Source organism: Mesorhizobium sp. M1428 (assembly GCF_040317515.1).
Lineage (GTDB): Bacteria > Pseudomonadota > Alphaproteobacteria > Rhizobiales > Rhizobiaceae > Mesorhizobium.
Genome location: NZ_JAMYKT010000003.1, coordinates 121,715 through 145,409, shown reverse-complemented (window position 1 = coordinate 145,409; position 23,695 = coordinate 121,715). Strand labels below are relative to the sequence as shown.

Here is a 23,695-nt window from a genome sequence, read left to right as displayed (position 1 = left end):
ACAGCGCGTTTGGGCTCCTCGGCGATGGGCCTCAAGTTCTTGCTCAAGCCGCCAGCGCCGCTTCCGGCGGCACCTTGGCGCCGGTCATGAAGGCGACCGCGTCGGACATCGTATACTGCTTCGGATCGATGACGCACAGGCGACGGCCGAGCCGGTGAATGTGGATGCGGTCCGCCACCTCGAAGACATGCGGCATGTTGTGCGAAATCAGCACGATCGGCAGGCCTCGGCGTTTGACGTCGAGTATCAGTTCGAGCACGCGGCGGCTCTCCTTGACGCCAAGCGCGGCCGTCGGCTCATCCATGATGACCATCTTCGAGCCGAAGGCGGCGGCGCGCGCCACTGCCACGCCCTGGCGCTGGCCGCCGGAGAGCGTTTCGACCGCCTGGCTGATGTTCTGGATGGTCATCAGGCCAAGCTCGGTGAGCTTGTCGCGGGCACGCTTTTCCATCGCCGGACGGTCGAGCATGCGCAGCCAGCTGCCAAGAAACCCCGACTTGCGGATCTCGCGGCCGAGGAACATGTTGTCGGCGATAGACAGCGCCGGCGACAGCGCCAGATTCTGGTAGACGGTCTCGATGCCGGCTTCGCGGGCCTCCATCGGCGACTTGAATGCAATAGGCTTGCCTTCAAGCCGGATCTCGCCTTCGTCGGGGGTGACGGCTCCGGAAATCGCCTTGATAAGCGACGACTTGCCGGCGCCGTTGTCGCCGATGACAGCAAGGATTTCGCCCGGATAGAGGTCGAAGTCGGCGCTGTCGAGAGCGGTGACACGGCCGTAGCGCTTGACCAGGCTGCGGGCGGTAAGGATCGGTTCCTGAGTCTGGTTCATGCCGAGATCTTCCTGATCCACTGGTCGATAGCAACAGCGATGATGATAAGGGCGCCGACGGACAATTGCGTCCATTGGGGATCTGTCCCCCAAAGCCTGAGGCCGAGCGCGAACACCCCGACAATCAGCGCACCGAAGATGGTCCCGAGGATGGAACCGCGGCCGCCGAACAGCGATGTGCCGCCAATCACCACGGCGGTAATCGAATTGATGTTCTCGAACTGCCCGGCCTGTGGCGAGACCGATCCGATGCGTCCGATCAAAGCCCAGCCGGCGATGGCACAAATGATGCCAGTCAGGGTGTAGACCGTGACCAGCATCCGGCTGACGCGCACCCCCGACAGTTCCGCGGCTTCCGGGTCGTCGCCGACTGCGTAGACATGCCGGCCCCATGCCGTGTGATTGAGCACGTACCAGGCAATTGCCCCCATGATCAGCACCAACAGCACGCCGTAGGTGAAGACGGCGCCGCCGATCCTGAACGAGCCGCCGAAAAACTGCAGCAGCGGTGCCGTAGCCTCGAGATCCTGGCTGCGGATGGTCTCGTTGCCGGAATAGATGAAGTTGATGGCAGCGTAGATCGACCAGGTGCCGAGCGTCACGATGAAGGGCGGCAGTTTCACCCAGGCGATGAGAATGCCGTTGATCAAGCCGCAAATCGCGCCGACAAGCAGCCCGACGGCAACGGCGACCGGCGCTGGAACACCGTAATGCATGGCAAACTGGCCCATAACAACCGAGCTCAGCACCATGATGGCGCCGACTGACAGGTCGATGCCAGCGGTGAGCACCACCAGTGTCTGCGCGATGCCGACCATGCCTGTTATCGCCACCTGCTGGAGGATCAGGGTGAGGGTGAAGGGAGAAAAGAAGCGGCCACCGACGACGACTGCGAACAGAACCACCGAGATGAGCAGGATGATCAGCGGCACCATGGCGGGGCTTTTGTGCAAGCGGTGCTGGATGCTCTCCAATGTCGAGCGGGAATGCGTCTCGAATGAAGCGACGCTGGCGTCGCTGGCGGCCAGGACCGTCTCGAATTCCTGCGGTCCCTTGCTCCTAGTTGTTTCGACGCTCAAGTCGGCCTCCCCGCCTGTGATGTGGAGCGGCCGAAACCGCTCCACATTCTCTATTGTTGTTTTGAAGTTGAGCCGATCAGGGGATCAAATCAACCCCAGCACTTGCTGAGGCCTTGCTTTGTGTCGATGGATTCGATGCCGGCGGCAGGCTTGTCGGTGATCAGCGTGACGCCGGTGTTGTAGAAATCCAGACCGGGCGACGGCTCTGGCTTCTTGCCCGTGTCGGCAAAGGTCTTGATCGCTTCGATGCCGAGCGAGGCCATGAGCAGTGGATATTGTTGTGAAGTGGCGCCGATCACGCCCTCGGCAACGTTCTTGACGCCGGGGCAGCCGCCATCGACCGAGACAATCAGGACGTCCTTCTCCTTGCCGACGGCCTTCAGCGCCTGGTAGGCGCCCGCGGCCGCAGGTTCGTTGATGGTGTAGACGACGTTGATATCCGGATCCTTCTGCAGGCAATTCTCCATGGCAGTATGCCCGCCATCCTCATTGCCGCTCGACAGATCGTGACAGACGTTGCGTGCGTCGGTTTCGTCGCCGATCTTCTTGGGATCGCCGAGGTCGATGCCGAAGCCCTTCATGAAGCCTTGATCACGCTGGACGTCGACGGAGGGCTGGCTGGCGATCAGATCCATGTAGGCGATGTGCGCATCCTTGGCTTTGTCGCCCAAGGTAGCCTTTGCCCAGGAGCCGATAAGCTCGCCGGCCTTGAAATTGTCGGTCGCAAACGTCGCATCCGCGGCATCGGCAGGCTCGAGCTGCGTGTCGAGAGCGATCACCAGCACCCCTGCATCGCGCGCCTTCTTCACCGCCGGCACGATGGCCGCAGTGTCGGTGGCGGTGATCAAAATGCCTTTGGCGCCGTCGGCGATGCAGGATTCGATCGCCGCAACCTGGCCCTCATTGTCACCTTCCGCCTTGCCGGCATAGGCTTTCAGATCGACACCGATTTCCTTGGCTTTCGCGGCGGCACCTTCCTTCATCTTGACGAAGAAGGGGTTGGTGTCGGTCTTGGTGATCAGGCAAGCACTGACATTGGCTGCGGACGCGGTCGAAGCAAAGGCCATCAGGCTCAGTCCGGCCGCGGCAAACACGGTGGATTTCAACAGTTTTGACGTGGTCACGATTTTCCTCCCATGGAACCATTTAGGATGCCGGCCAACCGGCATCTGCAGCGCGTCCGACGAAATCTCCCAGTGTCGGCGCCGACCTCAAGAGACACCAGTCCGCCAGCACTGTCAATAATTAAATCACTCTTATTTATTATTGACAACGCAGGATTGTTCACTCACTCTAGACCAAAAGCATTGAGGGGAAACAACGGGAGGAACAGGGTGGAGACCGGCATTACAAGGCACGGCTCGCCCGATGCGGCCGAAAGCCGCCTGCACCGCGGCACCAATCAAAGCGGCATGCGGGACCACAATGAGCGGCTGGTTCTGTCGCTGGTGCGCCAGCACGGCAGCCTGGCAAAATCCGACATCGCACGTATGACCGGGCTCTCGGCGCAGACAGTGTCAGTCATCATGCGCGAGCTGGAGGAGGACGATCTGCTCGTTCGCCAGGCGCCGTTGCGCGGCAAGATCGGCCAGCCCTCGATACCCATGGCGCTCAATCCCGACGGCGCCTATTTCATCGGCCTGAAGATCGGCCGCCGCAGCGCCGAGCTGGTGCTGATCGATTTCCTCGGCAATGTGCGCTCGATGCTGCAGCATTCGTACCGCTATCCGGCGCCGCGCGAGACGGTGGAGTTCGTCACAAACGGCATGAAGAAGATGCGCGGCGAACTCACCCCGGCGCAAGACAAACGCATTGCCGGGCTTGGCATCGCCATGCCGTTCGAATTGTGGAACTGGGCCGACACCGCCGGTGCACCGCGCGAAATCATGGACGAATGGCGCCATCGCGACATCCGCGCCGACATCCAGGCGCAATGCGAATTTCCAGTCTATCTGCAGAACGACGCCACCTCGGCCTGCGGCGCCGAGCTCGTGTTCGGCCAGGCGGCGGGTGCGGCACGCGATTTCGTCTATTTCTATATCGGCGCGTTTGCCGGCGGCGGCATCGTGCTGAACGGCCGGTTGTTTGGCGGCCCAACCGGCAATGCCGGCGCGCTGGGCTCGATGCCGGTGCCCGGGCCGGACGGCAAGCCGACGCAGCTGATCGACGTGGCATCGATCGCCATGTTGGAAAAGGCGCTCAACGCGCGCGGCGTCGAGGCCTCGCATCTGTGGACGTCACCGGGGGACTGGGGCGAGCTCGGCGCCGACCTTGACGACTGGATCGCCAGCGCCTCGCAGGCGCTCGCCTACGCCATCGTTTCGGCGTCCTCCGTCATTGATTTCGAAGCCGCGGTGATCGACGGATGGATGCCGCCTGCTGTGCGCAGGCGGCTTGTCGATGCCGTCATCCAGGCCATCGGCCGGATCGACGGCGAAGGCCTGAGGCTGCCGGCCGTTCGCGAGGGAACCGTCGGTATCCATGCGCGGGCGCTGGGTGGCGCCAGCCTGCCGTTATCGGAGCGCTTCCTCATCGGCTCGACCACGATTTCCCGGAGCTTCTGAGCATGCTGATCGGCATCCCGGCGCTGCTCGGCCCGGAGCTTCTGGCGATATTGCGCGCCATGGGCCATGGCGACGAGATCGCCTTGGTCGACGGCAACTACCCGGCCGAGCAGCAGGCACAGCGGCTGATCCGCGCCGACGGTCATCATCTCGTCCCCGTGCTCGATGCGGTATTGAGCGTGTTGCCGGTCGACGACGCCGTGCCGCAGGCGCTGTTTCGCGCCTCGGCCAAAGGCGATCCCCTGCTCGCCGATCCGGTTCACCATGAGATGGAAGCGATCTGCGCCATGCGTGCGCCGGGCCGCAAGGTGGTTGCGCTTGCCGGTGCCGACTTCTATGCACGGGTCAAGGCCGCGCACGCAATCGTCGCGACGAGTGAGCCGCGGCTTTATGCCAACATCATCATTCGCAAGGGCGTGATCTATCCGCCGGAAAGCAAGACTTCATGATCCTCTGCTGCGGCGAAGCCCTGATCGATATGCTGCCGCGGACCACGACGAAGGGCGAGCCGGCCTTTGCGCCCTATGTCGGCGGCGCCGTCTTCAACTCGGCAATTGCGCTTGGCCGGCTCGGTGCGCCTGCTGCGTTCTTCTCCGGCCTGTCGTCGGATCTGTTCGGGGGCCAGCTCAGGGAGGCGCTGGGAGCCAGCAAGGTCAGTTCCACCTATGCACACACCTCGTCGCGTCCGACCACGCTCGCCTTCGTGCGCCTCAACAACGGCCAGGCGACCTATACATTCTATGACGAGAACACCGCCGGGCGCATGCTGACCATGGAGGACCTGCCGGAACTCGGCAGCGAGATCGAGGCCATGCTGTTCGGCGCCATCAGCCTGATCTCGGAGCCGGCCGGGTCGGCCTATGAGGAGTTCATGCGACGCGAGCATGAGCGCCGCGTGATGATGCTCGACCCCAACATCCGGCCAAACTTCATTCCGGACAAGGCCAAGCACCTCAGGCGCATCCGCAACATGATGGCGATGGCCGACATCGTGAAACTGTCGGACGAGGATCTGAACTGGTTCGGCGAAGCCGGCTCGCATGAGGACGTCGTCCGCAACTGGCTGGACCGCGGTCCGAAGCTGATCGTCGTCACCCATGGCAGCGAGGGCGCGGTCGGTTACAGCAGCCAGCACCGGGTCACGGTCGTCCCGGACAAGGTCGAGGTGGTCGATACCGTCGGCGCCGGCGACACATTCAATGCCGGCATTCTTGCCTCCTTGCACGAACAGGGTCTGCTCTCGAAGACGGCAATCGCCAGTTTGCCCGAAGACGCCATCCAAAAGGCGCTGACGCTCGGCGCCAAGGCCGCGGCGGTGACGGTATCGCGGGCCGGCGCCAATCCGCCATGGCGGCATGAACTCGCTTGACCGGCTGGCAACACGCTCACGGATCTGCCTGCCGCGATCACTTTATGTTTCGCCGACCGGCGGGGCGGGTTGTGAAGGTCCATATCGAGCCGGCCGAAGCCCGGATTTCCCCGCGTTTAAGAGGGCAGATCGGAAATCAGAGGTAACAGGCTGCGACACTTGAGCAATTCAGGGTTTTGCCCTGCGGCTTTCTCGGCCGTGCCAAGTCTGCTACCAGCGGCCGGTTATCTGATTAAACCCGTTTGAGGCCGACATGCAGTTCATCGATCTTGGCGCGCAGCGCGAACGCATCCGCGACAGGCTGAAAGCGGCAATCGACCGGGTTGTCGATGAGGGCCGCTATATTCTCGGACCTCAGGTCACCGAATTCGAAAACAAGCTCGCCGCCTATATCGGCACCAAGCATGTGGTCGCTTGCGCCAACGGCACCGATGCGCTGCTGCTGCCGCTGTTTGCCGCCGGCATCGGCCCGGGCGACGCGGTGTTCGTGCCGAGCTTCACCTTTGCCGCCACGGCCGAAGTGGTGGCGCTGACCAAGGCCGAACCGGTCTTCGTCGACGTCGATCCCGACAGTTACAATATCGACATCGCCAGCCTCGAGGCGGCAATCGCCATGATCAAGGCGGAGGGCCGGCTGAGGCCGAAGGCAATCATTCCCGTCGACCTGTTCGGCCTCGCCGCCGATTACGAGGCGATCATGGCCATCGCCAATCGCGAAGGCCTGATGGTCATCGAGGATGCGGCGCAGGCGACCGGCGGCTCGGCCGACGGCAAGATGTGCGGCTCGTTCGGCACCGTCGGCTCGACCAGCTTCTATCCGGCAAAGCCGCTCGGCTGCTATGGCGACGGCGGTGCGATGTTCACCAATGACGATGCGCTGGCCGAACAGCTGCGGTCGTTTGCTTTTCACGGCAAGGGCGAAACGCAATATGACAATGTCCGCGTCGGCATCAACTCGCGGCTCGACACGCTTCAGGCGGCGATCCTGATCGAGAAGCTGGCCATCCTCGAGGACGAGATGGTGGCACGGCAAGCGGTCGCCAATCGCTATGCCGAAGGTCTCGGCGATATCGTCAAGGCGGCGCGCAATCTGGGCGGCGGCCGCTCGGCCTGGGCGCAATACGCGATCGAAACGCCGAAACGCGACGGGCTCAAGGCACATCTCGGTGAAAAGGGCATTCCGTCAGTCATCTATTATGTGAAACCGCTGCACAGCCAGATCGCCTATCGCGATTATCCGCGCACGCCGACCGGCCTTACCGTTTCGGAAGAGCTGCCGAATCGCATCCTGTGCCTGCCGATGCATCCCTATCTGAGCGAGGCCGACCAGGACCGGATCATCGAAACGATCCGTAACTATATCGGCTCGAATTCGGCGCATGTAGCGGCGGCATAAATTCGAAAGCTTCGAAGCGTGGTCGCGGATTACATCGACGAGTTCATCATGTTCTGCGCCGGGTTGTGGATGGCTGGCGTCGGCTTCGGATTTTTCGCGGACCCCTCTCAAGCTCGCCCCGGCCAACAGCAGGCATGGTGGACCAACTTTGGAACCCATTTTAAATGGATGGGGCCGCTGTTGATCCTCATCGCGATAGTGCTCGCGTTCGCGGTACCTTCCTAGATGCGCTCGCGCCGGCAGCAGGTTCGCCATTGACGGCATCGCTGATCAACAACGGACCGTTCACCTCAAACTGGGGCGGTCGGTTCCGATTTCGGGATGCTTTGCGCTGCGCCGACGCATAGTCTGCACCTGTCGTCCCTCTAGGCTGGCTATTTCATGAAGAAGATTGGTTTCCTCTCGTTCGGGCACTGGACGCCCTCGCCGCAATCGCAGACGCGGACGGCATCCGATGCGCTTTTGCAGTCCGTCGAGCTGGCCGTCGCGGCCGAGGAACTGGGTGCGGACGGCGCGTATTTCCGCGTGCACCACTTCGCGCGCCAGCTCGCCTCGCCCTTCCCGCTGCTGGCAGCGGTTGGGGCGAAGACCAGCCGAATCGAGATCGGCACGGCGGTGATCGACATGCGTTACGAGAACCCGCTCTATATGGCCGAGGACGCCGGCGCCGCCGATCTAATCGCCGGAGGGCGTCTGCAGCTGGGCATCAGCCGCGGCTCGCCGGAGCAGGTAATCGAGGGATGGCGCTACTTCGGCTACGCCCCGCAAGAGGGCGAGAGCGATGCCGACATGGCCCGCAGACACACCGGAGTGCTGCTCGAAGTGTTGCTGGGCAAAGGCTTTGCGCAGCCCAACCCGTGGCCGATGTTTCCCAACCCGCCTGGCCTGCTTCGCGTCGAGCCTCACTCGGAAGGCCTGCGCGAGCGCATCTGGTGGGGCGCCGCCACAAACGCCACCGCAGAATGGGCGGCGAAACTGGGGATGAACCTGCAGAGCTCAACGCTCAAATTCGACGAAGGCGGAAAGCCGTTTCACATCCAGCAGGCCGAACAGATCAGGGCTTTTCGCGAGGCCTGGAAGGCGGCCGGTCACGCGCGCGAGCCTCGGGTGTCGGTGAGCCGGAGCATTTTTGCGCTGGTCGACGATCGCGACCGGGGCTATTTCGGCGGTAACCAGAGCGGAGATCATTTCGGTTACATCGAGGCAGACAGACGCGCCGTGTTCGGCCGCTCCTATGCCGCCGAACCGGACGTGCTGATCGAGCAGCTAAAGGGCGACGAAGCCATCGCCGAGGCCGATACGCTGCTGCTTACCGTCCCCAACCAGCTCGGCGTCGACTACAATGCCCACGTCCTCGAGGCGATCCTGACCCATGTCGCCCCTGGCTTGGGCTGGCGCTGACGCGTTTGAGCAATCGACGCCGCAGGCAGGAACCTGCCCCTCCTGACCTGCTCAGGAGCCGAACAGGCGACTGTCCCAATATACGGGTTGATGCAGGCTGGCCGTGATCAAGGCAAACTCCGGATGGGCCGGATTGATCAACACGTTGTTGTCGAGGCGAGCCACAACGCTTGGCACGATCAAGATCGCGCTGCGGCGCTCGACATACCACGTCTCGCCGAATTCCTTACTCACCTTTGCCGGCATCATGTCCCACCCCGGCAGCGACGGCTGCGAAAATATCTCGTAGCTCAGCCCGCGCGGAACCATGATCTGGACGTAGTGCTGGTTGGGCGGCAGTCTGCCGCTGCCGTGCACCAGCTTTTCCAGCAACGCAGTCGAATAATGCTCGCTGGTGTAGATCACCGGGCTGCCGGGCGTGTTCCAGCGGCCGGGCGCGATCGTCGAGCCCGTCGCGTCAAAGATCGGATAGGTGCCAGCAGGATCGCCGATCCTGAAGCACAGCAGCGTCCGATCGAGTATCTGCGCCGTCAAGCGGCGGTGCCATACTTCAGGCCTGCAAGGATATCGATCACCAGCTCGGCGCCGATCTCGTTTTGGATGACCATTTCGATCGGGCGCCGGTCTTCCAGCATGGGATGCGGCCGAAATAGAAAGTCACGAGTCTCATCTTCGATCTTCCAGACGTCGAGGGCCAAGTCCCATACACGAGCAACCCGTGCCACCCGCATGCCCTCTTCCGAAGACAGTCGAAGAGCACCCCTCTTGCGACGTTCATAGGTTGCCTTTGGAACGAGGCGATATTTGAATTGGGCGTCGGCCGGTGCCAGCAATTGTGAGACGCGTTCGAGCGCGCCGATGGGCAATCCGTCTTCAATTCGAGCCATCAGCCCGAATGGCGACCGTGCAGCCGTTTCCTTGGGCGACAGTCCCAGCACGTCGGCGACATTTCCAAACGCCAGCATCATCACTGCCTCCTTCATGTGAAGCATAATATACCTTCATGTGAGGCTAGCCGCAAGTGGGCTGCAGTCTCACGGCTGCTTCCCGTCGGCTCGTTTCAGCATCGCAAATGCGCGACTAACCCGTTGCAGCGCTGTGGCGTTGGCCAGCACTGCGTACAACGCGAACCCACCCGCCAGAATCCAGGGCGAAGCCGCGCCCATGGCGGTCGCGACTCCGTCGGCGGCGAGCAGCACGCAAATGAACACCAGGCGTTCCATCCGCTCGAAGAAATCCGGCCAACCGTGGTTTTCCACAGGGATTTCCAGCGCCGTCCGCGCCTTGGCGTAACTTGTGAGTATCCCGCCGGCGAACGCGAACATTGCGGTCGCCCACAGATCAGCGACCCAGCCGATTGCCGCAAAGACTGCCAATTCCTGATAGCGGTCGACGACGGCATCGAAATAGCCACCGGCCTTGGTGCTCATGTTTGTCCGGCGGGCGACGGCACCGTCCAGCGCATCGAAGGTGAAGGCAAACGCCAGGCAAAGGCCAAAGGCGAGGCTTGAATGGTGGTAGACGTAGGCCGCCGAGGACAAAGCGACGAGCACGAGCCCGCTGGCAGTAACCTGGTTCGGCGTCATGCCGATCCCGATCAGCGGAGAAGCGGCCTGCTCCCATAGCGGGTCGATGCGACTTTTCATGAGACCGGCGATCATGGCGGTTCCTCTGATAATGTCGTTTCACCGAGCTTTACCAGCAATTTGCGGGTTTGTTCCACCGTCGCTACCGTTCCATTTGGCCAAAGCGGCCCAAGACCGGACCCAGCAACATTCTCAACTCGCCGCAACGGCGATTTCTTTCGGCGAATGCGGCCGGCGGATTAAGGCGCTCGCCGAGCTGACGGAGCAAATCGGCCGGCGGTCTGGCGGTCGCACCCGAACGATGTGACTATGATTGCTTGCCATCCTCGGGAAGTCCGGCGAAACTCGATGCATAAATTTCCACCCAAGTTCGCCTACCTGCTCGCGACCTCTCTTGGCGCGGGATTATCTCCATTATGGCCGGGCACGGTCGGCGCAATGGTCGGAGTGGCTGTTGCCGCAGCTTTGATACCTGCATCGCCTTGGCTGACCGTGCTTGCCTATGCGGCCCTGTTCGCCGTCGGCGTATGGGCGTCATCGCATGTCATCTCCCGTACCGGGACGGAGGACCCGCAGATCGTTGTCATCGATGAGACCTTCGGCGCCGCCGTAACACTTTCCATGCTGCCACTCGACCCATTCTGGTGGGCAGCAGGCTTCCTTGCTTTCCGGTTTTTCGACGTCGTCAAACCTTGGCCCATCCGTATCATGCATGACAAGGTAAGGGGTGGGGCCGGCATCATGCTGGACGATGCGGCCGCGGCTGTCGTCGCTGGGGCGTTGCTGCTCCTGCTGAAGGGTTTGATCGACCATTTGCGGTAACGGCGACAATCGGTCCGCCAAGGCCACGGTGGTCCATCGGAGTGTAGCGCCACGGACCGGACCGATGCGAAGCTACAGGATCGCGGCCATTCCTGGCGATGGGATCGGCAAGGAAGTCGTAGCGGCCGGGCTTCGTGCGCTGCATTCCCGGCGACGACATGGGCGTGGCGGAACGCAGGAGGCATCCGCGCCGCTCATCGATGGTGTTCGTGTGCCTGCGTGCGGAAGCCAAACCCGTCAAGTGTTTCGATCAGCACCTGTACGGGATCAGGCACACCGTGGATTGACCGCCACGCGACAAAGCCGTCCGGCCTGACCAAGACGGCACCGCCGCTTTCAACCCCGAGCGCGGAAGGCCACCGATGGTCCAAGTCAATCAGATTCCCATTGGCACCCAAGGCGTGGCAGGTCAGCGGCATTCCGAGGCGCTGGCTTACGGCGTCAGCGGCCTGACACCATGCTTCATCGGCGCAGAGGAGAAGAAGATCGCGATCGCACAGATCGAGACTCGAAATCCGCTGGCCGGCGCGCTCGACCGCGAAATGCGGTAAACGCGTGCCAGGGCGGCCCGACAGCTCCGTGGACTTTTGGAACGGGTGATCGCCCGGCGTGGATTCTCGAGTCACGATGCCTGCAGTGTAGCGTTGGCCAAATACCATATCGTAATCCTCGACGATCGCAACCGGAGGAGGCAACCGCTTCGACGGATCGTCGAACCATTTCTGCAGGCGGGCGAGCGCTTGCGCCAAAGTAGCCTCGATGACCGGCCGGCGCTCCATGTCATAGCTATACAGCAACGAGGGATCGGCATGTCCGCGTGCCACCATCGCAAGCTTCCAGGCAAGGTTATGGGCGTCGTGGATACCTGAATTGCCACCGAAAGCGCCTGTTGGGGGCATCACATGTGCCGCATCCCCCACAAGAAACGCGCGGCCTCGGCGGAATTGGCGCGCTGTGAGGGCGGCCACTTCCCAGGAGCGCGCATCGACAAGCCTCGTCGTGATGTCCGACCGGCCCGCACCTCGTATGATCAGTTCCCTGCATTTGGCTTCATCAAAGTCCTGAGGTTTCTCGCCCTTTTCGGGAAAGTACTGGAGCGCCAGAAGCCATCGTCCACCCTCCCTGGGCGTGAAGGTCCCGTTGAGGTCGGTCACAAAGCATGACGTGAAGCGCTTGCCGCCTATCGTTGGAGGCATGTCCATGTCGAAGACGACATTCATCCAGTGCTGAAGGCCGCCTGCCCCGCTGCGGCTGATCTCCAGCCTTTCTCGCAAGGAACCGTTCGCACCGTCCGCGACGATCAGATAGTCGGCCGAGATGACCTCCTTCGCGCCGGTCGCGATATCGCGAATTTCCGCGCGGACGACGGTCTCGTCCTGATCGAAAGTCACCAGCTCCGTGCTGAAACGCACGTCTGCACCGTTCCGCTCGGCGTAGCGGCGCAGAATCGGTTCCAGGACGTGCTGATCACACGTCGCCGGTTGCGTGGGGCTGAGGGCACTTGCATCCGGCCACGCCGGTCCGCCCCATTGAATCTCCGGATCGGCGAGATTCCTGGCGCGCGCAATAGCGCCCGCCTGTTGGTCCCCCGTACGATTTGCACGAATCTCCTCCTCGAGGCCGAGGCTTCGGAATATCTCCATGCTGCGCGGGGAAATGCCGGCAAACTTGTACTGGATTGACGTGTCGGGATGACGCTCGACGAGGACACACGCAATGTCGTTGTGAGCCAATAGGGCGGCCGCCGTCAGACCGTTCAGGCCGCCTCCGACGACGAGAACCGTGGTGTTGGTCATCTCGGATCTCCTCTCATTGCTTTGATCACCAAAACATTTTGATTGATCAAATCATATGATTGGTCCAAATATGTGTCAAGACGCGAAGGGAGCGTGGAATGAGACCGAGCCAAGATCGCTTGCAGCACGCCACCGAGGCCTGGCGCCTGATGTTTGATTTCCTTATGCGGTCCGCGCCGGACCGGTTGGCGATCCAGCAGAAATTAGGCCTGACGCCCAACGACTCGCGCGCCCTCTTCGCGCTCGACAAAGATGCGGGCAAGCCGATCGGCGCATTGGCCGCTCAATGGCACTGCGACCCTTCGACGGCGACCTGGCTGGTCGACCGGTTGGAGCAGGCGGGGCTCGCCGAACGGGTTCCGTCGCCAAGCGATCGCCGTGTCAAACTTGTCAAGCTTACGGCCAAGGGTGCTGCAACCATTGAGGAATTAACAAGGGAATATCACAAGCCCCCTGGCGAGATGCTTCCGCTTACACGCGCGGAACTGGATCAGCTGATCGGCCTGGTCAGAAAGTTACAGGCTGGCAAGCCCGAAGGTTGATTACGTCCCGCGCGGCGTTGCTGCTGCTAAGGAAGATCAATTGGACCGTCCCCTGGTTGTGCCTCGATCTTCAGCATCACACCTCTTCCAGTCTGCGCACGCGAGCTTTGACCCCATTGCCAATGGCATCTGCGACTTGCGAAGGGAAACCCTTTGGGAGTGATGCAGAAACTAGTTCAATTGCCATTAGCGCCTGTTGGCGCAGCTCGTCAAAGATTGCCGTGACGGGTTTTGGACCAATTCCTGCCTTGGCGGCGGTCTGGATGAAATGGCGCGGCATCACGCTATCGATAAGGTAGTGGCGTGCGTCGCCTATAGCCATCGCCAACTTCATTTTGTTGCGCCTGATCTGTCCCGCATCAAGGCTGGTCTGCGCTGAGATCACATCAAATAACGGCGTCATGCGGAACCGGCCGCCGGGAGAAAGAAAGACGCTAAAATTCTTGGCATGCCCATCTGTGGCGCCGAGCAGCCAAAAGGCGACCACGGCCTTCAGAACCGCAGCTTGATCTAGCTCCGGTTGATCGCTTCCCTTCATCAGACCAAGGATAGCTGGAACCCCAGGCCCGCCATCGGATTCGTATTTCAGCGACGGAGGCACAGACAAAGCCTGGCAACAGTCTTCCTGGGGCAAGCGCAGGAGACGGTTGTCACTCGTCCATCGGCGGTCGAAACGTTCGACTACGAGCACGCGATTGCCTTCGAATTCCTCGATTGCGGCGACGGCGCAAGGGAGTCCCAGGGCGGCTGTCATCTTAAGGCAGAAAAATTCGTTTTCAACACTGAAGGAAAGGTCGATGCCATTTGGCAAGCGTCCAATCTGTGGCTTGAGGATGTGCGTTGTAGCAGCCGTCGCCAGCGGCTTGTACCAACGTCCTTTCCAGAACAAGAGCGCAGTCTTTTCCTGAGCGCCAGCGATCGAGATCCGGAAATCCTCATCCTCGCCCAGCCCGAGGGGGGCCGATGCCAGATCGCGGAGGAGACGAGCAATCTCGGTATCGTCAACGGGTTTGCCGTCGACAATACCGGCGGGGCCCGGCTCGACATCATCCGGCAGGAATTGCAGTGCGCCGACACAATCCCGTCCGACAGCGGCAAGCAAGTCGTAGGCGTCTATCCCTTGGGCGTGAACACGCTCAGCCATACGGCGGCGAATGGGGATGCTGTCGGGCAGGAGATTGTCGAACACGGCAACGACGGGTGCACCGATGTAGCGATCTTCACGTAACGGCAGAGATAGCGAGACTGGTAGCGCGTGCTCCCAGGCAAGCCAGGACGGATCATACTGAAAATCGATCGCGCCGCTGGATTGTCTATTCAGCCGTCCGACGAGACGGCTGTTCAAGAAGACGTTGAGCGGGAGGTGCCGCCGCGGACGAGCCATCAAAAGACGTCCTCGATCTCGGTCGACTTTGCCCTGGTCCGAGAGCGGACAACCAATTCAAGGTCGAGCGCTGCGAGAATGTCGCAAAGCGTTCCGAGCTGTGTCCCGGGCGCACCATTCTCGACGGCCGAGATGGTCGCTTGGCGCAACATCGTGTGCTCCCCGACAGTGGCCTGGTTCAGGCCGAGTTTGCGGCGCCGCCGCCGGATGGCATCTCCGAGTTGCTTAGGCGTTCGGGCGATTTGGTCCACAGCGTACCTCTCCTATGAGATATACGCTTCAGAAGATAAATTTCAATATGCGCCAGAGCGAATAAAATTGTGAGATACGCTCTACCGTATAACTCCCTCCCTCCCGCGTGGCCCTCACAGCCATGCCTCGGTTTTCAGCTAGAATAGGCTGCTGGCCGCCGGCCAAAGGCGATGCGAGGATCCATGCAGGAAGTCCTCCGAGCGCCTCTCCATTACGCGCAATGCTCGAGACAAAATGAGGCCTATTGGATCGGCAGTGAATCGATTGTTCACAGAGATCGTGCGGCGCTCACCCAATCGAGGCGTGCGGCAGGGACTAGGCCGTAATTGTAGAAATTGATGCCATCGACGCCCGCCGCCAGCGCCGGCTTCACTTTGGCGGCGAGAATGTCCGGGCCTGCCATTTCCGGATGGAACAGCCGGTAACCGGTCCCAAGGAATTTCTCTGCTCCAAGCGTGGCACGGCCAGTGGCCATCAGATCTGCGACATCGCTGGCCTGCATATCGTAGGCGCACAGGATCGCGCCGTCGCAAGCCTGGCCGAGAGCCGCCAGATCGCAGCCGCCCAACCAGCCGTCCTTCAGGTCAATGATGAGGACACGTGTGCCCGGATCGGCAACGTCGCGCAGCTCGGCAACCAAGCTGGTCACCGGCTCGAACCGCCACAGCAGAAAGTCGTATAATTCTGGCCAGGGCCGGAAGGTATCGAAGCTACCGTTCGGAAAGTCCGGAAAACGCGGTGCCGGAACGGCACGATCACAGGTCTCGACGATCCACCCTCTGACTAGTTTACGCGCCGCCTCGCCGTCAATGCCGGCATAAGCGGCGCGGGCGAGGCAGGACGGGCAAAAGCACAGCGACAGAAGGAAGTCATCTTCCGCGGCCAGCCCGACACCGTCTTTCTCGTGATGGTATTCGTGGGCGAAGCTCATGAATGACGGGCTTTCGAGCTCGATCCTGTCCGGCTTGTAAGTGTGCGTAACGTCGGCGACCAGCGCGCGAACATAGGCGCGCGCATCCGGATGCGAGGGACAAAGGTTGTAATAATTGGGATCGCCGAAGGCATTTCGGGTAACCACCTGCGGATGAAGCATGCCGGCGCGGGTATTGTGCAGGCACACCGTCCAGCACGAAACACCCAGCCCATTGGCGTCTCGTCTGCGGACGAGCTCGCCAAGCACGTCGCCGCCCTGCGAGATCACGTCCGCCACCTTGGGCTGAATTGCGAGGTCAGCCCAGCGCGCGGCGGTTGGCTTGAAGTAGATCGTGCCGTCCTCCGGGAAATAGGCTTTGCGGCGCGGGCTGCGCGGCTGAAGGAAGCGCCCCGCATGATACGAGGCCGCAAGGCTGATCATGTTGACCCCGGCGCGTTCGACCAGATCGCGTTCGACCATCTCGAAGCCCAGATCCTGGACATCCCAGGGGTAGGTCCACATGGAAAGCTGCATAGATATCCTCAGTTCTCCAGAGTGACGCAGCAGGCAGACGCCGTGCGGTTTCCCTTTAGGTTTCTATGGGTTCGGCGACTTGCATGAGGCAGTCTCCTGCCTCGCACATTGTATGCAGCCGCCGCGAAAGCACGATGCCGTTTTCGGCAAAATGCAAGGCTTCCTCGGCAAAATCGAGCCTTTCGAGATCGTGATACCAGCCAGCCAATTGTCCGGCGCTCACGCTGTCGCCAACCCTCACGGCGGGTTCAAACCAGCCGCGGCGGGTGGCGTAGAGGCCTTGGCTATGCCGCGAAAGCGAAAGCAGTCGCGTCGGCATCGAATCCATTGACTCCGCGCCAACAACTGGCCCGTCGACCAGGCCTAGCGCAATCAGCAGATTGTCGATCGCGCGAGCGGTGATCGCCATCGTGTCGACCGTGGCGGTGCCGCCGCCCCCGAACTCACCGCTGACGCCGATGGCGCCGGCACGGCGCGCTGCGCCCATGGAGGTCGGCGAGGCCTGGCCATTGTCGGCCACGAACCCATAGGGCATGCAGAGCGCCCGCATCAGCTCCACCCCGCGCCTGTGGCGCTCGGGATCGGCATTGCGCTCGACGAGTGCAGTCGGCAGATGTTCCATCGAAGTGCCCCCCGAATGGATGTCGAAGACAATGTCGTGTCGGGGGAACAGGTCTGTCTCGAGAAAGTTGGCGAGCCGGCTTGTCGGCGCGCCCGACGGATCTCCGGGAAAGGCGCGATTGAGATTGCCGCCATCGAGCGGCGAGCAGCGTTTGGCGGCCATCACCGCCGGCACATTGGCCATCGGCAGGATGGTGACGCGGCCCCTGACGCGCGCTGGATCGAGCCGGCGGACCAGCTTCGCCAAGGACAGCTCGCCTTCATATTCATCGCCGTGATTGCCGGCCATAAGAAGGAGAGACGGACTCTGACCGTTGCGAATGAGGCAGATCGGGACCTTGATTTGGAAATATGGCGAACGGTCTATCGAGAACGGGATGCTCAGATGGCTGAGCGTCTTGCCGTCCCGATCGAAATCGAGCGAATGGCTGATGCCGGTGTGCATGGCGGCGGTTCACACAGCCGCGATGGCGGTGACTTCAATGCGGAGGTCAGGATCAGCGAGACGCGCCTCGACGCAGGCACGCGCCGGCAGACGGGCGGAATCCACCCAGGCATCGTAGATACTGTTCATGGCGTCGAAATCGCCAATCTGCGGCAGGAAGATATTGACCGCCACGAGCTTTGACTTGCTGCTGCCGGCCTCGACCAGGAGCGCCTCGACCTTAGAGAGTACCTCGCTCGTCTGACCCTCGATGCCGGCCTTGCGATCGTCTGCGACCTGGCCCGCTATGTGCACGAGGCCGCCATAGACGACCGCCTGCGACATGCGGGAGCCGGACTGGAAGTACTTGATCATATTGGATCCTTTCGAGGTTCTCTTTTTGGAAATCGCGACGATGGTCAGCCGAAATAGGTGGGAAAGGCGTGGCTGACATACCCGGCCGCGTCGACGCCGAAGATCACGCGATAGCGATCGAGGCAGGTGCAGGGATGGGAGATGCCGAATTCAACGGTGTCGCCGACGGCATCATCGCCCGACGCAATTGTCAGGAAGGCGTGCTGGTCGTTGAGCTTGAAGACCTCGGAACGCGCTATCGGCAGCTGCTTGCCGGCACGAAAGATGGTCAGGACCATCGGAAAGCCCTGGTCGAACGACACGTCGCGCATGCCCATGCCGCAGATCGCAAGGCCGGGCTCCGGCCGCGACAGTACCTCGGCCCACAGGCGCAAAGCCGGACGGAACGAATTTCGTGCGGACGCATTGAAGCCGCCGACTGCAAAACCCTCGCGGGCATCGAGTGCGCCGAGCGAGCGGTCGTAGACGCCATGGTCGTGGAAGAAGATGGCGCCGCTGCGCAGCACCAGCGTCGCGCTGCTGTCCCTGGAAACGAGAGGCGAAAGCGCTGCGACCACTTTGTCGAAGTATACCGAGCCGCCTGCCGTGACGATCAGCGGGGTGTCGCCGCCGACGCGAGCGCGGAGCCGCAGGAACATGTCGGCTGTCATTGTCAGCAGTGCGGATATTGCCTCATCGGTGCGGCCAGGATCGGGCTGCGCCGCGGCACCTTCATAGGTTGCGACGCCGGCGATCAGCAGCCGGCCGCTGGCTGCTGCAATCGCGTCGGCAATTGCCTCCGCTTCGCCGGTGGTCCGGGCGCCTGCCCTCCCCGCACCAAGTTCGACGAGCACGCGCAATGGCGGCAGCGTCGCATTGGCCCGCCAGGCTTCGGCAAGCGCATTCACGGCGGCGATCGAGTCGGCGAAAACGTAGAACTCGGCGCTTGGCCAGGCGCTGACAAGAACCGCAAGCCGGTTCGCACCACCTGGTCCGCCGACCTCATTGGCGATGATCAGCCGAGAGAGTCCGGCTCTGAGCATCACCGTGGCCTGCCGTATGTCGGCGACGGTCGTGCCCCATGCTCCGGCCTCGATCAGGGACCGGGCAAGATCAGGCGCCATCGGGGTCTTGGCATGCGGGGCGATCACGGAGCCCTGTTCTCGCGCATAGCGCAGGAATAGGTCACGATTGGCGATGAAGGCCTCCTCGTCGACGGTCAACACCGGCAACGACATACGCCCATGCGCTGGATGCCAGTGCTCAGACGCGACAAGGCTGCTGTCCAAGCCGAGCGTGCCAGGCGGCACGCCGCGGATACGGTCATCGAGGAGGAAATTTTCTCGGGTCGCCAGCGACAGTACGGGTGAGCTTTCGGTCATCCGATGCTAGTCCTTCCTTCACAGGATGAAGTCCGGATCGATTTCCGATTCCGGCCACACCATGAGAGAGATGCGTGCCAACACCTTACCGCGGACCGATCATCGATGCCCACCATCATCTTTGGGATCTCGGCCTCAGCCGGCACCCCTGGCTCGCCACAACGGCTGGCGAACGCGGCGGTCTGGGGGAGCTTGGCCCGTTGCGGCGAAACTACCTTCCTGAAGATTATTTGCGCGATGCCGGCCGGCACAATGTCGTCGCAACCGTCCATGTCGAAGCCGGCTGGACCGGGGATGACTGCGTCGGCGAAACGCGGTGGCTTGAAACGCTCGACAAGTCGCGCGGCGTGGCCGCCCGTTATGTCGTTCACATACCGCTGGCGAGCCGCCAAGCGCCGGCGCTGGTCGAGACGCAGGCGGCATTCGACCGTGTCGTCGGTGTGCGCGACATACTGAGCTGGGATCCGGATCCTGCCCGCTGTTTTGCTGCCCGTGACGGCATCATGGACGATCAGGCCTGGCGTGCCGGCCTGTCCCTGCTTGGGCGCCACCGGCTGGTTTTCGACCTGATGGTGTTTCCGCGCCAGCTCGCCGGTGCGGCGCGCCTCGCAGCGGCCTTTCCGGACCAGCTCTTTGTTCTCAACCACTGCGGCAGCCCTATCGATCGCGATGCGGACGGGATGCGGGTGTGGCGCGAAGGGCTGCGGCTTTTGTCGGAGTGCGACAACGCTGCCATCAAGATATCGGATCTGGTCGCCTACGATCATGACTGGACACTCGACAGCCTGAAGCCGGTTGTCATGCATTGCATCGACTGTTTCGGTACGCAGCGCGCGATGTTCGCCAGTGACTTCCCAGTCGCCGGCCTGCATGCGTCGTTCGATGCAGTATATGACAGCTTCAAAGCCATTGCAGGAGAGCTTTCCGCGGACGAGCAAACGGCGCTGTTCTTCGGCAACGCAAGGCGCATCTACCGGCTGCACGATATTTCATCGGCGGGCCTGCTCCCTGCCTGAGAGAAGCAGCAGCCCCAGAATCAGCGACCCGAACAGGATACTGCGCCAGCCGGGCGATGCATTGACGACGGTGATCAGCGCCGTGATCGTGACCAGCAGGATGGCGCCGGGGATAGTACCGGCATAGGTGCCGAGCCCGCCCAGTATCGAGGTGCCGCCGAGCACCACGGCGGCAATCGAGGCGAGGAGATAGGGATCTCCGATCCCGACATAGCCTTGGCCGTTCATGCCGAGGACCAACACACCGGCAAGTCCCGAACAGAAGCCGCTGATCCCATAGACCGCGAGCGTGGTCGAGGCGACGGAAACTCCGGAGAGCGCCGCGGCAAGCGGATTGGCGCCCATGGCGAAAATCCGGGCGCCTAGGGATGTCGCATGCATCGTGGTCAGAACGATCACGGAAATGGCCACCCACAAAAGCACGCCTGCCGGAATACCGGCTGGCCGCGCATTGCCGAGCCAGCGGACCAGCGGGTTCTCGGCGGTCACGGCGCTGCCGCCGGCGATGATGATCAGGAGGCCCTGCAGGAATGTCGCCATCGCCAGAGTCATGATCATTGGATGAACGCGCAACAGCGCCACGCCCAGCCCGTTTACGAGACCTATCGCGGTCGTCAACGCAAGCACTGCAAGAACGGCTGTGAGCCCGGTCGGATCCGCCTGCAATGGGAGCAGCGGGAGGCTGACGGCACTGACCGTGACGATCGCCGCGACGGAAAGGTCGATGCCGCCGGCAATCACCACGAAGGTCTGGCCCGCCGCGACCAGGCCGATCACCGCGCCCAACTCGACCAAATAGCGCAAATGACCATAAGCGCCGAAGCCACGTGAAGCGAAGCTCGCCGCGATCCACACCGCGGCAACGATAGCGACCGTGAGGAAGGGCCGGCTGCGCAGGATCGTCAACGCCCGCCTGCCGCGCGCGCTCTCTTTCCGTGCTGTCATTGCTGCACCTTGCGGAATTGCGGGATGGCGACCGCCCCGATGATGATGAGGCCTTGGGCGACATACTGAGCAACTGGCGTGAAGCCGAGGAAGAACATGACACTGATCATCAGGCTGAGCAGCAGGCTGCCGGCAAGCGCGCCGCGCATCGTGCCCTGGCCGCCGAGGAAGCCGATTCCGCCGAGCACCGCGGCGGCAATGGAATTCAGCGTGAAGGCCGTGCCTATGACCGGATCGCCCGAACCCGTTTGCGCGGCGACGAACAGGCCGGCGCCTGTGCAAAGCAGACCGCTGATCGCATAAGCCGCGATCCGCGCGCCATCGACCGGCACGCCGGAGCGATAGGCGCCGACCGGATTCTCACCGGCGGCATAGAGGCTCAACCCAAGCGGCGTGGCGAGATAGAGTTTCCACAAAAGTACGACGAGCACCAGCAACACGAATGCCGCCGGCGTGTTGCCGGCAAGCAGGTCCGACAGCCACTCCGGAATGGCGCCGCCCGGCCTCGGCAGGATGAGCAACGCAGCACCGCCGATGATGAAGGAGCCGGCGAGCGTCACCACGATGGCCGGCAACCGAAGTTTCACGACGATGAACCCGGTCGCGGCACCGATGCCGATACCGGTCAGCGCCACCACGGCGGTGCCGCCGGCTACGCCCAGCGGCCCCATCATCGTCGTCGCGGCGATTACCGCGCCGAGACTGACCATTGCGCCGATCGCCAAGCTGATGCCGCCGGTGAGCATGAGGATCGCCTGGGCCATCGCGACCAGCGCCAGCGGAAACCAGCTCTGGGTGAATTTGGCGAAGCCGGACGCCGTCAAGAGGCCGGGGAACAACACGCCGTAGGCAACGAGGAACGCCAGAACCACGGCAAACAGGCTGCGCACGCCAACATTTCGGCGCAGCTGAACCGGCCAGTAGAGGGCGCCGGCTTGGCTTGAGGATACAACCGTGCTCATGCCGCAACTTTCTGCTGTTCGGCGCCCATTGCGGCCGAGACGATGGCTTCCTCGCTCAGTGCCTCTCGCTCGAGCATGGCCATGATGCGACCTTGGCGGACCACGGCGACGCGGTCGCAAAGGTGCACCAGTTCGGGTGTGTCGGAACTGAGCAGGACGATCGCCTTGCCGGCGGCAGCGAGATTGCGAAGCATCATGTAGATCTCACGCTTGGTCTCCACATCGACGCCGCGCGTCGGGTCGTTGAGGAGAAGCACAAGCGGATCGTGTGGCATCCATTTCGCCAGCGCGACTTTCTGCTGGTTGCCACCTGAGAGTGCCTGCGCCGGGCGGTCGAGGTCGCCCTTGATGGCAAGCTGGGCGGCGAGTCCCCTCGCCATATCGCGCTCGGCACGCCGGCTGCGCAGCTTCAACGCCGGCAGCCTTGCGAAGGCTGGTAGCATCATGTTGGTGATGATGGGATGGATCAGGTGCAGGCCTTCGCGCTTGCGGTCGGCCGGGACATAGGCGAGGCCGAGCGCATTGGCTTTCGGCACGCCGCCCGGCAAACCCGAAGCACCGTTTACGGTCGCGAATGCCGTCCTAGCCGGGATCGCGCCGTAGAGGCCAAGCAGCAAATCCTCCTGCCCCTGCCCGACCAGACCGCCGATCCCAAGCACCTCGCCCGTCCTGATGTCGAGATCGACGTCGCGCATCAGGCCGGCCGAAAAATTACGAACCGACATGGAGTTGGCTGGCGATGGCGAAGGCTGCCATCGTGGAAACAGATCGCCGGGGTCGCGGCCGACCATCAGCCGCACCAGCCCGGCGGCATCAGTTTCTTCCAGGGAGCGGTCCGCCGTGCAGGCGCCGTCCTTCAGTACGGTGACATGCTGGCACAGCGTCATCACTTCGTTCAGCCGGTGTGAGATGTAGAGAATGGCGATGCCCTCGGCCCGAAGCCTTTCCAGCAGGTCCGTGAGGGTTTTTGTCTCGGTTGCCGATAGCGATGAGGTGGGTTCGTCGAGAATGAGCACGCGCGGCCGCCGGTAAAGCGCCTTGGCGATCTCCACCATCTGACGGCGGCCGAGCGACAGATGCCCCACCGGCGTCGACAGCGGTTCGCGAAGGCCGACAAGATCGCATGCGGCCCTGGCCCGTGCGGCGAGTTCGGTGTAATCGACCAACCCGAATCTCTTGGGATAGGCGCCGAGCCCGATATTTTCGGCGATCGAGAGACTGGCCGTCAGGCTGAGTTCTTGTTGGACAACCGCGATCCCGGCGTGCCGCGCATGAGCGGGGCTCATGCGCGATACCGGGCGTCCATCAACCTCGATCGCCCCGCCCTCCGGGCGCAGAGCGCCGGACAAAAGGTTGATCAGCGTCGACTTCCCCGCGCCGTTCTCGCCGAGCAGCGCATGCACGCGGCCCGGCTGCAGAGCGATGGAAACGTTGCGCAGGACGGGGTTGCCGAAGAAGGACTTCGACACCCCCCGCGCGGCGAGAAGCGTAGCCGTGGTTGTCAATGCTACAACCCTTCAG

General features: G+C 62.5%; 25 protein-coding genes. 9 read left to right on the top strand and 16 right to left on the bottom strand.

Going from position 1 to position 23,695, the window contains the following annotated elements; translation table 11 throughout:
* Window positions 1-43: 43 nt before the first annotated feature.
* The 3 genes from NKG60_RS05880 to NKG60_RS05870 form a co-directional block, all read right to left on the bottom strand.
* Window positions 44-832: an ATP-binding cassette domain-containing protein gene (locus NKG60_RS05880; protein WP_352862758.1), complete on the bottom strand. Its 789-nt coding sequence runs from the start codon at window positions 830-832 to the stop codon at window positions 44-46.
* Complete coding sequence (locus NKG60_RS05875) at window positions 829-1,911, bottom strand: ABC transporter permease (protein WP_352862759.1); 1,083 nt, start codon at window positions 1,909-1,911, stop codon at window positions 829-831. The genes NKG60_RS05880 and NKG60_RS05875 overlap by 4 nt, the downstream gene beginning before the upstream one ends.
* Before the next feature lie 89 nt (window positions 1,912-2,000).
* Window positions 2,001-3,017 (bottom strand): sugar ABC transporter substrate-binding protein, encoded by a 1,017-nt coding sequence (locus tag NKG60_RS05870; protein ID WP_352665933.1) that lies wholly within the window; start codon window positions 3,015-3,017, stop codon window positions 2,001-2,003.
* Between the two features lie 228 nt (window positions 3,018-3,245).
* Here NKG60_RS05870 and NKG60_RS05865 point away from each other — a divergent pair, with 228 nt between their 5' ends.
* The 6 genes from NKG60_RS05865 (at window position 3,246) to NKG60_RS05840 (ending at window position 8,641) form a co-directional block, all read left to right on the top strand.
* Window positions 3,246-4,475 carry an ROK family transcriptional regulator gene (locus NKG60_RS05865; protein ID WP_352862760.1) on the top strand — a complete coding sequence of 410 codons (1,230 nt, stop codon included), beginning with the start codon at window positions 3,246-3,248 and terminating at the stop codon, window positions 4,473-4,475.
* A gap of 2 nt (window positions 4,476-4,477) precedes the next feature.
* A complete protein-coding gene (locus NKG60_RS05860; protein WP_352862761.1) occupies window positions 4,478-4,924 on the top strand; it encodes an RbsD/FucU family protein in 447 nt (148 codons plus the stop codon).
* Window positions 4,921-5,844, top strand: a complete 924-nt coding sequence (locus tag NKG60_RS05855; RefSeq protein WP_352862762.1) for a carbohydrate kinase family protein — start codon at window positions 4,921-4,923, stop codon at window positions 5,842-5,844. Before NKG60_RS05860 ends, NKG60_RS05855 begins: the two co-directional genes overlap by 4 nt.
* 253 nt (window positions 5,845-6,097) lie before the next feature.
* Window positions 6,098-7,240 (top strand): DegT/DnrJ/EryC1/StrS family aminotransferase, encoded by a 1,143-nt coding sequence (locus tag NKG60_RS05850; RefSeq protein ID WP_352862763.1) that lies wholly within the window; start codon window positions 6,098-6,100, stop codon window positions 7,238-7,240.
* An 18-nt stretch (window positions 7,241-7,258) separates the two neighbouring features.
* Window positions 7,259-7,465, top strand: coding sequence for a hypothetical protein (locus NKG60_RS05845; RefSeq protein WP_352862764.1), 207 nt, complete (start codon window positions 7,259-7,261; stop codon window positions 7,463-7,465).
* A 156-nt stretch (window positions 7,466-7,621) separates the two neighbouring features.
* Window positions 7,622-8,641 carry an LLM class flavin-dependent oxidoreductase gene (locus tag NKG60_RS05840; RefSeq protein WP_352862765.1) on the top strand — a complete coding sequence of 340 codons (1,020 nt, stop codon included), beginning with the start codon at window positions 7,622-7,624 and terminating at the stop codon, window positions 8,639-8,641.
* A gap of 51 nt (window positions 8,642-8,692) precedes the next feature.
* On the opposite strand, the gene NKG60_RS05835 is transcribed toward NKG60_RS05840, so the two are convergent.
* The 3 genes from NKG60_RS05835 to NKG60_RS05825 all read right to left on the bottom strand — a co-directional run bounded on the left by NKG60_RS05835 (window position 8,693) and on the right by NKG60_RS05825 (window position 10,302).
* Window positions 8,693-9,175: an RES family NAD+ phosphorylase gene (locus tag NKG60_RS05835; RefSeq protein WP_352862766.1), complete on the bottom strand. Its 483-nt coding sequence runs from the start codon at window positions 9,173-9,175 to the stop codon at window positions 8,693-8,695.
* Window positions 9,172-9,606: an antitoxin Xre-like helix-turn-helix domain-containing protein gene (locus NKG60_RS05830; protein ID WP_352862891.1), complete on the bottom strand. Its 435-nt coding sequence runs from the start codon at window positions 9,604-9,606 to the stop codon at window positions 9,172-9,174. The genes NKG60_RS05835 and NKG60_RS05830 overlap by 4 nt, the downstream gene beginning before the upstream one ends.
* 69 nt (window positions 9,607-9,675) lie before the next feature.
* Window positions 9,676-10,302, bottom strand: a complete 627-nt coding sequence (locus NKG60_RS05825; protein WP_352974352.1) for a CDP-alcohol phosphatidyltransferase family protein — start codon at window positions 10,300-10,302, stop codon at window positions 9,676-9,678.
* Window positions 10,303-10,575: 273 nt separating this feature from the next.
* Between NKG60_RS05825 and NKG60_RS05820 the strand changes: the two genes are divergently transcribed.
* Window positions 10,576-11,049 (top strand): phosphatidylglycerophosphatase A family protein, encoded by a 474-nt coding sequence (locus NKG60_RS05820; protein WP_352862768.1) that lies wholly within the window; start codon window positions 10,576-10,578, stop codon window positions 11,047-11,049.
* 194 nt (window positions 11,050-11,243) lie between these two features.
* On the opposite strand, the gene NKG60_RS05815 is transcribed toward NKG60_RS05820, so the two are convergent.
* Complete coding sequence (locus NKG60_RS05815) at window positions 11,244-12,845, bottom strand: FAD-dependent monooxygenase (RefSeq protein ID WP_352862769.1); 1,602 nt, start codon at window positions 12,843-12,845, stop codon at window positions 11,244-11,246.
* Between the two features lie 98 nt (window positions 12,846-12,943).
* Here NKG60_RS05815 and NKG60_RS05810 point away from each other — a divergent pair, with 98 nt between their 5' ends.
* Entirely contained in the window at window positions 12,944-13,387 is a 444-nt protein-coding gene (locus NKG60_RS05810) for a MarR family winged helix-turn-helix transcriptional regulator (protein ID WP_352862770.1), read from the top strand.
* A gap of 76 nt (window positions 13,388-13,463) precedes the next feature.
* Here the strand turns inward: NKG60_RS05810 and NKG60_RS05805 are convergent, their stop codons facing one another.
* The 6 genes from NKG60_RS05805 to NKG60_RS05780 form a co-directional block, all read right to left on the bottom strand.
* Window positions 13,464-14,771, bottom strand: coding sequence for a type II toxin-antitoxin system HipA family toxin (locus tag NKG60_RS05805; protein ID WP_352862771.1), 1,308 nt, complete (start codon window positions 14,769-14,771; stop codon window positions 13,464-13,466).
* Window positions 14,771-15,022, bottom strand: coding sequence for a helix-turn-helix domain-containing protein (locus NKG60_RS05800; protein ID WP_023718464.1), 252 nt, complete (start codon window positions 15,020-15,022; stop codon window positions 14,771-14,773). The genes NKG60_RS05805 and NKG60_RS05800 overlap by 1 nt, the downstream gene beginning before the upstream one ends.
* Before the next feature lie 269 nt (window positions 15,023-15,291).
* The gene (locus tag NKG60_RS05795) at window positions 15,292-16,470 is read right to left on the bottom strand and encodes a hypothetical protein (RefSeq protein WP_352862772.1); all 1,179 of its coding nucleotides are present in this window, start codon (window positions 16,468-16,470) and stop codon (window positions 15,292-15,294) included.
* A 55-nt stretch (window positions 16,471-16,525) separates the two neighbouring features.
* A complete protein-coding gene (locus NKG60_RS05790; protein WP_352862773.1) occupies window positions 16,526-17,536 on the bottom strand; it encodes a succinylglutamate desuccinylase/aspartoacylase family protein in 1,011 nt (336 codons plus the stop codon).
* Window positions 17,537-17,545: 9 nt separating this feature from the next.
* Window positions 17,546-17,890 (bottom strand): RidA family protein, encoded by a 345-nt coding sequence (locus NKG60_RS05785; protein WP_352974349.1) that lies wholly within the window; start codon window positions 17,888-17,890, stop codon window positions 17,546-17,548.
* 44 nt (window positions 17,891-17,934) lie between these two features.
* A complete protein-coding gene (locus NKG60_RS05780) occupies window positions 17,935-19,251 on the bottom strand; it encodes an alanine racemase (protein ID WP_352974347.1) in 1,317 nt (438 codons plus the stop codon).
* A 74-nt stretch (window positions 19,252-19,325) separates the two neighbouring features.
* Here NKG60_RS05780 and NKG60_RS05775 point away from each other — a divergent pair, with 74 nt between their 5' ends.
* Window positions 19,326-20,267 carry an amidohydrolase family protein gene (locus NKG60_RS05775; RefSeq protein ID WP_352862776.1) on the top strand — a complete coding sequence of 314 codons (942 nt, stop codon included), beginning with the start codon at window positions 19,326-19,328 and terminating at the stop codon, window positions 20,265-20,267.
* Here the strand turns inward: NKG60_RS05775 and NKG60_RS05770 are convergent.
* From NKG60_RS05770 to NKG60_RS05760, 3 genes are read right to left on the bottom strand one after another with little or no spacing between them, the layout of a single operon-like run.
* Window positions 20,241-21,212, bottom strand: a complete 972-nt coding sequence (locus NKG60_RS05770; protein ID WP_352862777.1) for an ABC transporter permease — start codon at window positions 21,210-21,212, stop codon at window positions 20,241-20,243. The two genes, NKG60_RS05775 and NKG60_RS05770, sit on opposite strands and share 27 nt — an antisense overlap.
* Complete coding sequence (locus tag NKG60_RS05765) at window positions 21,209-22,174, bottom strand: ABC transporter permease (protein ID WP_352862778.1); 966 nt, start codon at window positions 22,172-22,174, stop codon at window positions 21,209-21,211. The genes NKG60_RS05770 and NKG60_RS05765 overlap by 4 nt, the downstream gene beginning before the upstream one ends.
* Window positions 22,171-23,679 carry a sugar ABC transporter ATP-binding protein gene (locus NKG60_RS05760; protein ID WP_352974345.1) on the bottom strand — a complete coding sequence of 503 codons (1,509 nt, stop codon included), beginning with the start codon at window positions 23,677-23,679 and terminating at the stop codon, window positions 22,171-22,173. The genes NKG60_RS05765 and NKG60_RS05760 overlap by 4 nt, the downstream gene beginning before the upstream one ends.
* Window positions 23,680-23,695: the final 16 nt, after the last annotated feature.